The organism is Mesorhizobium sp. M4B.F.Ca.ET.089.01.1.1 (assembly GCF_004022605.1).
GTDB classification, from domain to species: Bacteria; Pseudomonadota; Alphaproteobacteria; order Rhizobiales; family Rhizobiaceae; genus Mesorhizobium; species Mesorhizobium abyssinicae.
Genome location: NZ_RZOS01000207.1, coordinates 1 through 9,693, shown reverse-complemented (window position 1 = coordinate 9,693; position 9,693 = coordinate 1). Strand labels below are relative to the sequence as shown.

Genomic DNA, 9,693 nt, shown 5'->3' with positions numbered 1-9,693 from the left:
CGCGAGATCATCTCGACCATGGCGGCAGCGCCCTCGCGCATCGAGATCGGCGGCACGCCGGAGGCGATGACGCGCGAGGCGTCGAGGCCGCGGTCCTGCAGCGCCGCCACGAAGCCGCGCCGGCGGTCGAGGCCGCGCGTGTCGCGCGAGGTGTCGCCGCCGATGAAGCCGAGCCTGGAATAACCGCGCGCGACGAGATGATCGACCATCAGCCGCCCGGCCTCGGCGTTGGAGAAGCCGACGACGTGGCCGATCGGATCGCTCGGCAGATCCCACGTCTCCACCACCGGCACGCCGGCATTGGCCAGCATCTTGCGGCAGCGCGGCGTGTGCCTGCCGCCGGTGACGATGATCGCTTCCGGCCGCCGCTGCAGCAACTGCCCGACCAGGCGCTCTTCCTCCTCGACATTGTAGTCGGTGAAGCCGAGCAGGATTTCCAGCCCGCTGTCGCGCAGGCCCTCGGTCATGCCGCGCACCGTGTCGGCGAAGTTGGCATTGTTGATCGATGGTATCGTCACCGCGACGAAACCGGAGCGCCGCGAGGAAAGGTTGGCGGCGATGCTGTCGAAGACATAGCCGAGCTCTTCAGCCGCCTGCAGGATGCGGTCTCGCGTGTCGGCGCTGACCGAGGCGTCGCGCTTGAAGGCGCGCGACACGGTCATCGTCGAGACGTTGGCGCGATGCGCGACATCGGCCATGGTCGGGCGCTTGGGCGAGGACTGCATGGCCGTACGTTATCGATATCACAACGGAATGCAACGCGCCGCCGGCGCTTATGCAAAGGCGATCTGGACCTTCATCGCCTGGCTTCGGTCGTTTGCAAGCTCGAAGCCGGAAAGCGCCTCGTCGAACGCCACCGTGTGGGTGATCAGCGGCTTGACGTCGATCAGCCCCTTGCGCATCAGCCCGACGCCGACGGCGAATTCCGGATGGAAGCGGAACGAGCCGTTGATCGACAGTTCCTTGGCGGTAACCGTCGACATCGGCAGCGCCATCTCGGCGCCGCCGAGGCCGAGCTGCACGATCGTGCCGCGCGGACGCGTCGCCGCGATGCCTTGCGCCAGCGCCGCCGCCGCGCCCGAGCATTCGTAGAGGATGTCGAACGTCCCCTTGTCGGCGAGATAGGGGGCCAGCCCCTCCGGATCTGTCCGCGTGTTGATCGCTTTGTCGGCGCCGGCGCGCAGCGCCATCGACAGGGTGAAATCGGCGAGGTCGACGGCGACGATCTCGGCCGCGCCCGCGCGCCGCGCACTGAGGATCGACAACAGGCCGATCGGCCCGCAGCCGGTCACCAGCACGCGCTTGCCAAGCATCTCGCCGGCCCGGCGCGTGGCGTGGAGGCAGACCGCCAGCGGTTCGGCCATCGCCGCTTCGCCGGCGCTCAATCCATCGGCCGGCACGCATTGCGGCGCGTCGGCCACCAGCATTTCACGGAACGCGCCCTGGATGTGCGGGAACGGCATGGCGCTGCCGTAGAATCGCATGTTGAGGCACTGGTTGTGCATCCCCTCGCGGCAGTAACGGCAGCCGTAGCAGGGCCGCGACGGCGAGACAGCGACCAGTTGGCCAGGCTCCAGCCCGCTGACGCCCGGGCCGAGCTTCTCGATCACGCCGGAGACCTCATGGCCGAGGATCATCGGCTCCTTCAGGCGCACCGTTCCGAAGCCGCCATGATTGTAGTAGTGCAGGTCGCTGCCGCAGATACCGCCGGCGGCAAGACGCAACAGCACCTGGCCCGCCCCCGGCTCCTCGACGGGACGGTCCTCGATGCGCAGGTCCTTGGCGGCGTGGATGACGATCGACTTCATGGTGGGCGAACTCCTCGAGCAATACCAGGAAAAGTGGATGACGGTTTTCCGTCCGGGATTGCGTAAGCTAAAGCACCGGCGAGATGAGTGGCTGGCCGGCGAAATGAGCGGCGAGGTTGTCGCGCACCAGTCTGCCCATCGCCTTGCGCGTTTCGACCGTGCCCGAGGCATGGTGCGGCTGCAAAAGCACGTTGTCGAGCGCCAGGAAGCGTGGATTGAGCTTCGGCTCGCCTTCGAAGACGTCGAGCGCGGCCGAGCCAAGCACCTTGTCCTCGAGCGCGTCGAGCAGCGCGTCCTCGTCGATGTTGGAGGCGCGCGAGATGTTGATCAGCATGCCTTCCTCGCCGAGCGCCGCGATCACCTCGCTGTTGACGATGTGGCGCGTCGCGGCGGAAGCGGCAAGCGTCACGAACAGGAAGTCCGAACGCCTGGCCAGCGCGACGGGATCGGCGAGGAACTCCCAATCGGCGGCAAAGTCCTTCGGCGCGACGTCGCTGTAGGCGATGTCCATGCCGAAGCCGGCAAGGCGCTTGGCCACCTCATAGCCGATGCGGCCGAGGCCGAGCACGCCGGCCCGCCGTCCCCAGACCCGGCGCTTGAGCGGATAGAGCCCCTTCGCCGCCCAGCTGCCGTCGCGCACCCAGCGCTCCGCGCCGATCATGCCGCGCGACAGGCACAGCATCATGGCGATGCCGAGATCGGCGACGTCGTTGGTCAGCACGTCCGGCGTGTTGGTGACGCGCACGCCGCGCTCCCGGCAGGCCACGAGATCGACCGCGTCGAAACCGACGCCATAGACGGAAACGAGTTCGAGCGACGGGCAGGCGTCGATCATGGCGCGGTTGGCGCCAAGCTCGCCGCGCGTGGCAATGCCGCGCACGAGCGGTCCGACCTCGGCGAGAAAGGCCGGCTTGTCGTCGGCCGCGAAATAGCGGTGCACCGTGAAGGCTTCGTTGAGCGGCTCCTCGTCCCATGCGGGATAGGGTCCAACCTGAAGGATGTGAGGCCGCTGCATCGTATTCGCTCCACTTGACTTGACAGATGATGTTATCGATAACATAAGACGCTCAGCGACGAGAGGCAATCAGGAAAATGTCGTCCAAACTGTTCGATCTCACCGGGCGCACCGCGCTCGTAACCGGCTCCTCGCAAGGCATCGGCTTTGCCTTGGCCAAGGGCCTCGCCGAAGCCGGCGCCAAAGTGGTCCTCAATGGCCGCGACGAAGCTAAGCTGCGTGCCGCGGCAGCGGACATTCCGGGCGCCGCGACGCTCGCCTTCGACGCCACCGACCATGATGCGGTCCGTGCCGCCATCGACGCTTTCGAGCTTGCCGGCGGGTCGATCGACATCCTGGTCAACAATGCCGGCATGCAGTTCCGCACGCCGCTCGAGGACTTTCCCGCCGACGCCTTCGAGCGCCTGCTGCAGACCAATGTCGCCAGCGTCTTCCATGTCGGCCAGGCCGTGGCGCGGCACATGATCGGGCGCGGCCGCGGCAAGATCATCAACATCGCCAGCGTCCAGACCGCGCTCGCCCGCCCCGGCATCGCGCCCTACACCGCGACCAAGGGCGCGGTCGGCAACCTCACCAAGGGCATGGCGACCGACTGGGCCAAGCACGGGTTGCAATGCAATGCCATTGCGCCCGGCTATTTCGACACGCCGCTCAATGCAGCCCTCGTCGCCGACCCGGCATTCAGCGCCTGGCTCGAAAAACGCACGCCGGCCGGCCGCTGGGGCAAGGTCGAGGAACTGGTCGGCGCCTGCGTCTTCCTGGCCTCCGAGGCGTCATCCTTTGTCAACGGACACATTCTCTATGTCGATGGCGGCATCACGGCTTCGATCTGATCCCCCGCCGCGCATGGTGGTCATGGGCGTCACCGGTTCCGGCAAGACGACGGTCGGCGAGGCGCTCGCCGATGCGATCGCGGCGACATATGTGGATGGCGACAAGCTGCACTCGCAGGCCAACATCGCCAAGATGAGCGCCGGCATTCCGCTCGACGATGCCGACAGGTGGCCCTGGCTGGCCAAGGTCGGCGAAACGCTGCGGCAGCGGCCCGCGCCGGTCATAGTCGGCTGCTCGGCGCTGAAACGCACCTATCGCGATTTCATCACCGAGCAGGCGGGCGCGCCGGTGCTGTTCATCTATCTCGACGGGTCGCGCGCGCTGATCTCGAAGCGCATGCATGAGCGTACCGGCCACTTCATGCCCACCAGTCTGCTCGACAGCCAGTTCGCGACGTTGGAGGTGCCGGGCAAGGACGAGAATGCGATCGCGGTGACAATCGACGCGGAGCTCGATGAGATCGTCGCCGACATAGCTGACAGGCTGGCGGGAGGACCGAAATGACCAACAAAGTGGCACTGATTGGCGCCGGCGCCATGGGTGGAGCGATCGGCGAGCGCCTGCTCGCCACCGGCAATCGCCTCGCCGTGTTTGACCTCGACAAGGCCAAGGTGGAAGTGCTGGTCGCCAAGGGCGCGACCGCGATGGCGAGCGCGGCCGAGGCTGCCGGCGCCGCCGACTACGTCATCCTCAGCCTCAATTCGGCGGCGATCGTGCGCCGCGCCGTGTTCGGCGATGCCGGTGTGGCCGCCGGCGCGAAGCCCGGCACGCTGATCATCGACATGTCGTCAATCGATCCCGACGCGACGCGCCAGCTCGCCGCCGACGCGAGCGACAAGGGTCTGCGCTGGGTCGACAGCCCACTCTCCGGCGGTGCGCCGAAGGCGCTGATCGGCGCGTTGACGCTGATGGCCGGCGGCGAGGAGAAGGATGTCGCGGATGCCCATACCGTGCTGCGCGACGTCGCTGCCAATTACACGCATATGGGCCCGGCCGGCGCCGGCCAGACGACCAAGCTGATCAACCAGGTGCTGTGCGCGCTGAATTTCATGGCCGTCGCGGAGGCGACCCGGCTGGCGCTCGACGCCGGCGTCGACGCGCTCAAGATCCCGCAGGCGCTCAAGGGCGGCCGCGCCGACAGCGCCATCCTGCAGGAATATCTGCCGCGCTTCGCCACCCGCGACTACCGGCGCACCGGCCGCATCGACAACATGGTCAAGGACCTCAACGCCGCCCAGGACCTGGCGCGGCGTACCCATACGGCGATGCCGCTGACGGCGCTCTGCGCCGAGGTGCACCGGCTGCTGACCGCCGCCGGACTGGGCGGCGAGGACCAGGCCGCACTGATGGAATTCTTCCAACGCAAAGAGGACGGCAAATGATCACGCGCTACGCACTGTTCGAAGGCAAGGTGAAGGACGGCCAGACGGAAGCGTTCCGCAGGGACGTAATCGAGACCGTCCTGCCCAAATGGAAAGCCTTCCCGGGCGCGCTCGATGTCAGGGTCTCCTTCGCCGAGAAGCGCGACGACGGCGCGCCGGAATACCCGATGATCCTGGCGATCAACTACCGCGACATGGCGGCGGTCGACGCGGCCCTCGCCAGCCCCGCCCGCGCCGAATCGCGCGCCGCGACCGAAGCGGTGCTGTCGCGATATTTCGAGGGCCGCATCCACCACCATGTCACGATCGCCAATGAGTTTCCCCTGGCGGGCGATTGACCCCCAATAACCGTCGCGGATCAGCGTGTAGTGTTTGAGGAAGTGGCGCCTGCCTATCTCTATCTCACGCAGAGCGAATTCATGACCGGCGAGACCATCGACGGCGGGCAGCGGCTGATTTGGCCAACAAGCGCTCCTGCCCCTCAGCTCCGGTGCCGCAGCGCCTCGACGATCACCGCCAATGCCGGCGAGAGCTGCCGCCGACTCGGATAGTAGAGATGATAGCCGGCGAAGGGCGGGCTCCAGTCGCCGAGCACCAGCGTCAGCCGTCCCTCGGCGATGTGGCGGCTGACAAGGCTTTCCGGCACATAGGCGATGCCTGAGCCGCTGATCGCGGCGTCGACCATCGGGATGGTCGAGTTGAAGGTGAGTTGGCCCTCCACCCGGACCCTGAGGTCGCGGCCGGCCTTGGCGAATTCCCACGCATAGAGGCCTCCGAACGTCGTCAGCCGCAGGTTGATGCAGTCGTGCGCGACCAGATCCTGCGGCGTCCTGGGCACCGGGCGGCGAGCGAAATAGTCTGGCGAGGCGACGGCCACCAGCCGCCAGTCCGGGCCGATCCGCACCGCGATCATGTCCTTGTCGATGCTCTCGCCGAGCCGCACGCCGGCATCGAAGCGCTCCTCGACGATGTTGCGCATGCCGTTGTCGCTGTAGAGCTCGACATTGAGGTCGGGATAGTCGCGCAGCATCGGCTCGAGCTTTGGCCAGACGGTCGACTGCAGCGCATGGTCGGAGAGCGTGATGCGGACCGTTCCCGACGGCTTGTCGCGAAAAGCCACCAGGCTTGCGAGGTCAGCTTCGATCTCTTCGAAACGCGGCACGAGCGACTGGTAGAGCCGCTCGCCCGCATCGGTCGGCGCGACGCTTCGCGTCGTGCGCGTCAGCAGCCGAACACCCAGGCGCGCTTCCAGCTCCTTGATCGTGTGGCTGAGCGTCGACTGCGAGGTTCCGAGCTTCGCCGCCGCCCTGGTGAAGCTGCGCTCGCGCGCGACCGCCACGAACCAGAGCAGATCCTTCATGCCGTCGCGCTGCATCGCTGCCTTGTGCCAGATTTATATCAGATCTCGATAAGTCCATGCGGATTATATCGCCTATTCGAACGAGGTCGACCGCAATATGTTCCCCGCAAGTCGGCGCAGGAGGCTCTCCGGTGCGCCGGTCGGACGCGGCCGACTGGGTCGAAGATCCCGCAGCCACCTTGCGGCCGCCCACAATGACCGCATCAGACGAGAGATCACCATGGACATTATTCGCGCCGGCACGAGACCCTCCGCCAACGGCCCCTCGGACTGGTTCACCGGCACGGTCCGCATCGATCCGCTCTTCAACCCCTTCGACGCCGCGCGGGTGCAGGGCGCGCAGGTGACCTTCGAGCCAGGCGCCCGCACCGCATGGCACACGCATCCTCTGGGACAGACGCTGGTCGTCGTCTCCGGCCGCGGCCGCGTGCAGCGCGAGGGTGGCCCGGTCGAGGAGATCCGGCCAGGCGATGTCGTCTGGTTCGCGCCCGGCGAAAGACATTGGCACGGCGCTTCGCCCAACACCGCGATGGTCCACATCGCGGTCCAGGAGCCCAGGGACGGCAAGGCCGTGGACTGGCTGGAACATGTCAGCGACGCCGATTACGGCGCCTGATCCCGATCGAACGAAAGGAAGAAAAATGCTCGCAACCGTTCTCCACAAGCCCGGCGACATCCGCTGCGAGGAAGTCGCCGATCCGAAAATCCTTCACCCGACGGACGCCATTATCAAGCTGTCGGCGAGTTGCATCTGCGGTTCGGATCTGTGGCCCTATCGCGGGCTGCAACCGGTGGACGGCCCGATGCACATGGGCCACGAATATTGCGGCATCGTCGTCGAGGTCGGCGCAGAGGTGCGTAACGTTCGCCCCGGCCAGTTCGTCGTCGGCTCGTTCTGCCTCTCCGACAACACCTGCCCGCATTGCCGCTTCGGCTTCCAGTCTTCCTGCGTGCAGCGCGAGTTCATGTCGGGCGCGCAAGCGCCTTACGCCCGCGTGGCGCTGGCCGACGGCACGCTGGTGGCTACCGCGGAGGTTCCACCGGCCGAACTGGTGCCTGACCTCTTGGCCGTCTCGGACGTGCTCGGCACCGGCTGGTATGCGGCCGACGCGGCCGAGGTGCGGCAAGGTCGACCGTCGTCGTGGTCGGTGACGGCGCCGTCGGCCTGATGGGCGTTCTTGCCGCGAGGGAGATGGGCGCGGAGCGCATCATCGCCATGAGCCGCCACGCAAGCCGCCAGAGACTCGCCCGCGAGTTCGGCGCAACCGACATCGTGGCCGAGCGCGGCGAGGACGGCGTGGCGCGCATCAAGGACCTTACCAGGGGCGTCGGCGCCGACTCGGTGCTGGAATGCGTCGGCACGGCCGAATCCTTCGACCAGGCGTTGGCCGTCTCGCGACCCGGCGGCACCATCGGCTATGTCGGCGTGCCGCATGACGTTTCCCTGGACGGACAGCGCCTGTTCTTCGGCCAGAAGCGCATGCTCGGCGGCCCGGCGCCGGTCCGCCGCTTCCTGCCCGACCTGATGGACCGCGTGCTCAAGGGCAGGATCAAGCCCGGCAAGGTCTTCGACCTGCTGCTGCCGCTGGCGGAAGTCGCCGAAGGCTACCGCGCCATGGACGAGCGCCGCGCGATCAAGGTGATGCTTTCCGTTTAGCCGGCTTCAGTTGCCGGGAAGCACGGTCCACAGCTTGGCGGCAAAACCGCGCTTGTCGAGCTGCCACGGATTGCCGGTGACCACCGCCTTGCCGTTCCGGCATTTGTACGAATAGACGGCGTCGTGGCCGGTCGCGAAGGCCGGCACGACGTCGTCATTCGGGTTGGCCTTGCAGAATTCATCCGCGCCGGGATTGTCGCGCGAGGCGTTCATCCTGGCGCAAGGCAGGTTGGCGCCGACGAAGCAGACCAGCACTTTGCCGTTCATGCAGCGATAGCTGGCCTGTGCCTGCAATTCGGACTCCTGCGGCGCGGCTTTGGCGTCCGGAAACAGCTTTTTGAACGCTTTGGCCGTGCCGTCGTAAAGGTCGTGCGAATAGGGGCGGATCGTGTCGTCGTTCTTCACCTGGCGGCACAATTTATAAAGGTTCGTGGTCGTGGCTGCCGCCGCGCCGCTCGAGGCGGCGACCCAGCAGGCGAAGGTCGACAGCAGCACCGAAGCGAAACCGATCGCCGAAAAGCACACTGCCCGCATTTTGAGGTCCTCAACACACCGCGCGGTGACCGCCGCGCGAACGAAATCTTAATGTAAATCAAGCGTAATCCCGACAATTATAATTATGCGTATGTGTTGGGGTTGCGCATGCCGGAATATTCTTCCTTCATCCGGTCGATCCGGGTCCGTTATCTCTCGGGATTGCTGATTTTTGCGCTGGCCTCCACCGCGGTCATGTTCGCGCTCAACCGGGTCAACTCCTTCCGTCACAACGTGGACGCGCTGAGCAGCAATCTGGTGATTTTCGGCCGCGATCTGCGCAACGCCACCAACTTCGCCGAGACCACAGGCACCGCCTGGCGCGCCGAGACGCGCGATGGGCTGGTGGCGTCGGCGCGCGGCCATTCCGAGCGGCTCTCCGGCGAGATCGAGGCCTTAACCGCCCAGCTTGCCGCCATCAGGCCGCGTCTGTCGAAGAGCACCCTCAACGACCTCGATTCCGCCTCCGTCAACGGCGACCTGTTCTGGTCGACGCGCGACATGGTGCGCAACTTCAACCTGATGTCGGTGGCGCAGAAGGTCGATGAATGGAGCTACCGCGAGATCCGCAACCAGAACGACCTGTTTGCCCAGCCGATGCTGGTGCGCGTGCGCACCGCCATGGACAATGAACGTCATCTGGCCGACGCCGCCAGCGACAGGCTGCTCCTGTGGGCGAGCGGCCTGTTGTTCGCCGTGCTCGCCATCGTCGCCTTCTGGGTCTTCCGGCCGATGGAAAAGGCGATCCGCCGGGCCTTCGCCGAGACCGCCGCGTCGCTGTTCAAGGCCGAGGCGGCCGACCGCGCCAAGTCGGAATTCCTGGCCAATATGAGCCACGAGATCCGCACGCCGATGAACGGCGTGCTCGGCATGGCCGAGCTTCTGGCCAAGACCGAATTGACGACGCGCCAGAAGACCTTCACCGACGTCATCGTCAAGTCCGGCAACGCACTGCTCACCATCATCAACGACATCCTCGACTTCTCCAAGATCAATGCCGGGCAGATGATGCTTGACCCGGCGCCCTTCCGCCTGGCGGAAGCGGTCGAGGATGTGGCGACGCTGGTGTCGGCGCGGATCGACACGGACGATGAGCTCGATGT

General features: G+C 66.3%; 11 protein-coding genes and 1 pseudogene. 7 read left to right on the top strand and 5 right to left on the bottom strand.

Annotated features, from left to right (window positions below; all coding sequences use genetic code 11):
- From EN780_RS19430 to EN780_RS19420, 3 genes are all read right to left on the bottom strand, one after another.
- Positions 1-725: LacI family DNA-binding transcriptional regulator (locus EN780_RS19430; protein ID WP_245500023.1), on the bottom strand; the 725-nt coding region annotated here is incomplete at its 3' end.
- Positions 726-773: 48 nt separating this feature from the next.
- Positions 774-1,808 (bottom strand): L-idonate 5-dehydrogenase, encoded by a 1,035-nt coding sequence (locus EN780_RS19425; RefSeq protein WP_128275031.1) that lies wholly within the window; start codon positions 1,806-1,808, stop codon positions 774-776.
- Between the two features lie 67 nt (positions 1,809-1,875).
- Positions 1,876-2,823 (bottom strand): 2-hydroxyacid dehydrogenase, encoded by a 948-nt coding sequence (locus tag EN780_RS19420; RefSeq protein WP_128275030.1) that lies wholly within the window; start codon positions 2,821-2,823, stop codon positions 1,876-1,878.
- Positions 2,824-2,900: 77 nt separating this feature from the next.
- On the opposite strand from EN780_RS19420, the gene EN780_RS19415 reads away from it, so the two are divergent.
- From EN780_RS19415 to EN780_RS19400, 4 genes are read left to right on the top strand one after another with little or no spacing between them, the layout of a single operon-like run.
- Complete coding sequence (locus EN780_RS19415) at positions 2,901-3,656, top strand: SDR family oxidoreductase (RefSeq protein ID WP_128275029.1); 756 nt, start codon at positions 2,901-2,903, stop codon at positions 3,654-3,656.
- Positions 3,625-4,161 (top strand): gluconokinase, encoded by a 537-nt coding sequence (locus tag EN780_RS19410; protein ID WP_128275028.1) that lies wholly within the window; start codon positions 3,625-3,627, stop codon positions 4,159-4,161. Before EN780_RS19415 ends, EN780_RS19410 begins: the two co-directional genes overlap by 32 nt.
- Positions 4,158-5,039, top strand: coding sequence for an NAD(P)-dependent oxidoreductase (locus tag EN780_RS19405; RefSeq protein WP_127283431.1), 882 nt, complete (start codon positions 4,158-4,160; stop codon positions 5,037-5,039). Before EN780_RS19410 ends, EN780_RS19405 begins: the two co-directional genes overlap by 4 nt.
- Complete coding sequence (locus tag EN780_RS19400; RefSeq protein WP_127391579.1) at positions 5,036-5,377, top strand: hypothetical protein; 342 nt, start codon at positions 5,036-5,038, stop codon at positions 5,375-5,377. Before EN780_RS19405 ends, EN780_RS19400 begins: the two co-directional genes overlap by 4 nt.
- A gap of 143 nt (positions 5,378-5,520) precedes the next feature.
- Here the strand turns inward: EN780_RS19400 and EN780_RS19395 are convergent, their stop codons facing one another.
- Positions 5,521-6,414 (bottom strand): LysR family transcriptional regulator, encoded by an 894-nt coding sequence (locus EN780_RS19395; RefSeq protein ID WP_128275027.1) that lies wholly within the window; start codon positions 6,412-6,414, stop codon positions 5,521-5,523.
- A gap of 205 nt (positions 6,415-6,619) precedes the next feature.
- Between EN780_RS19395 and EN780_RS19390 the strand changes: the two genes are divergently transcribed.
- The gene (locus tag EN780_RS19390; RefSeq protein ID WP_128275026.1) at positions 6,620-7,015 is read left to right on the top strand and encodes a cupin domain-containing protein; all 396 of its coding nucleotides are present in this window, start codon (positions 6,620-6,622) and stop codon (positions 7,013-7,015) included.
- Positions 7,016-7,040: 25 nt separating this feature from the next.
- Positions 7,041-8,056, top strand: a pseudogene (locus tag EN780_RS19385) (zinc-dependent alcohol dehydrogenase family protein).
- A 6-nt stretch (positions 8,057-8,062) separates the two neighbouring features.
- Here the strand turns inward: EN780_RS19385 and EN780_RS19380 are convergent.
- Positions 8,063-8,590 (bottom strand): hypothetical protein, encoded by a 528-nt coding sequence (locus tag EN780_RS19380; protein WP_128275025.1) that lies wholly within the window; start codon positions 8,588-8,590, stop codon positions 8,063-8,065.
- Between the two features lie 108 nt (positions 8,591-8,698).
- Here EN780_RS19380 and EN780_RS19375 point away from each other — a divergent pair.
- A partial coding sequence (locus EN780_RS19375) for a HAMP domain-containing sensor histidine kinase (protein WP_133372646.1) occupies positions 8,699-9,693 on the top strand: 995 nt, incomplete at its 3' end.